The sequence below is a fragment of the Corynebacterium sp. 212_CJEI genome (assembly GCF_001055915.1).
Lineage (GTDB): Bacteria > Actinomycetota > Actinomycetes > Mycobacteriales > Mycobacteriaceae > Corynebacterium > Corynebacterium jeikeium_D.
The window spans coordinates 1-1,869 of sequence record NZ_JVPT01000057.1; the positions used below are offsets into that span (position 1 = coordinate 1).

The 1,869-nt window shown below is 56.3% G+C and carries 1 protein-coding gene, 1 tRNA gene and 1 pseudogene; 1 reads left to right on the top strand and 2 read right to left on the bottom strand.

All coding sequences use genetic code 11. The annotated features are described in order from the left end of the window. A pseudogene (locus ADB02_RS11305) lies at positions 1-239 on the bottom strand (IS3 family transposase); the annotation flags it as partial. A gap of 182 nt (positions 240-421) precedes the next feature. On the opposite strand from ADB02_RS11305, the gene ADB02_RS06850 reads away from it, so the two are divergent. After that, the gene (locus ADB02_RS06850; protein WP_165994870.1) at positions 422-1,612 is read left to right on the top strand and encodes an IS1249 family transposase; all 1,191 of its coding nucleotides are present in this window, start codon (positions 422-424) and stop codon (positions 1,610-1,612) included. Between the two features lie 119 nt (positions 1,613-1,731). Here the strand turns inward: ADB02_RS06850 and ADB02_RS06855 are convergent. Then, positions 1,732-1,804 (bottom strand) — tRNA-Phe (locus ADB02_RS06855). Positions 1,805-1,869 lie beyond the last annotated feature (65 nt).

Genomic DNA, 1,869 nt, shown 5'->3' on the forward strand with positions numbered 1-1,869 from the left:
GCTGGCCTCCAACCAGCGTTGAAGAGCTCAACAGCACGAAGCTTGACCTCAAACGGGTAGCGGGTCAATGTTTTTGACTGTTTGCGGGGTCGACCAGGTTTGGCGGGTTCACGCAACCATTTGTACAGCGTCCATCGCCCTGGATAACCAAGTTCACGGACGGTCTTGGTCACCGATTGAGTACGCTTGTAAACCTGCAGAGCTCTGCGTCGCTGCTCCTTGGTGTATGAGCGGTTCATGATGGAATCCTCCAAGATTCCGTCCGCATCCCCAAAAGTGTGTCTGATTTTCAGCCTATTTGCTGGTCAGGCCGCATAAAACGGGCTTATATAAGGTTCCAGACCTTATTCAGGCCCGTTTCTTGCTCAATCCACCGGAATGGCTCCTGCATGTGGTAACAGGGGCCTGGTTGTCTTTCTGGGTGACTCCAAACAGACCCCGATGCCCTATATGCGCTGGGCAAATGAAGAAAAACGGCACCACAACCAAAGGGACAACCAGGTGGCGATGCAAAAACCCTGACTGCGGATGCTCAACAACACGACACCGCCCCGATCAGACCCACACCCGGGATTTCAAAGCGTTTCACACCTACGTCACCGGCACTGCTTCTTTAACCAAGGTGGCCGACACCTTGAATGTCTCCCGGCGCACACTCGACCGCCGGTTCACCTCATTGTGGCTTATCGATGTCCCTAACACCCCCGATCCCAACCGGGTCTACGACCAAATCTTCATCGACGGCACCTACACCGACGCTGGCTGCTTACTTGTGGCAGCCAGCCACGACCACGTCATCGCATGGCACTGGACACAACGCGAAACCGCCCACGCCTACACCCAACTACTCAAAAACATCGCCCCACCACTATGCGTTGTCCTCGACGGTGGCCAAGGCGCCTACTCAGCAATCAAAACCTGCTGGCCAACCACCCGCATCCAACGCTGCCTTGTCCATGCCCAACGCGTGGTCCGTCGCTACACCACCAGCCGTCCACGCACCGACGCAGGCAAAGCTATCTACGCCCTGGCGTTGAAACTGACCCGTATCACCACACTCGACCAGGCACGGGAGTGGACGCTGCGCCTGCATGACTTCGGACAGGTATTCAAAGCATTCCTCAACGAAAAAACACCCCTCCCCAAAGAACGCCGCACCCTCAACAACCAGTGGGAATGGACCCACCTGCGAGTTCGCAAGGCATACAACTCACTGCTGCGCCTATCGCGCAATAACTGGCTGTTTACCTACCTGCAGCCACCACCAGAAGCACTCGAACCACAGCGCTGGGCATCAACAACCAACAGTCTGGAAGGCGGCGTCAACGCCCAGCTCAAACGCATCGCCGACGCGCATCGCGGCAGGTCCGGGGAGCGCCAACGCAAAATGCTCGAGTGGTACCTGCACTCGAAAACGCAGCTGCCTGACGACCCGCTAAAGATCGCCAGGCAGTGCAATTACGGACAAGATCAACTCGCCAAAGTCAACGATCTTGTCCCAGAAGACCACAACAAAGCCGACCACGAAACAGGACGACCAGCCTTCTACGACAACGCTATCCCAACCGAATACCAACACAACATAGGAATCCGGAAAGGGCCCATGAGATAAAAAGGGCCCACCCGGCGACACACCGAGCGGACACACTTTTTGTCACTTAACCCATCCCCGCGACAAACACCTGGTAAAACAAAGAATCCCCAGCCCGTTTCCGGACTGGGGATTAATTGTGGCCAGAAGCGGGATCGAACCGCTGACCTTCCACTTTTCAGGCGGACGCTCTACCGACTGAGCTATCTGGCCAGACTTGAATTTAATCAAGTGGCGACCCTGACGGGACTTGAACCCGCGACCTCCGCCGTGACAGG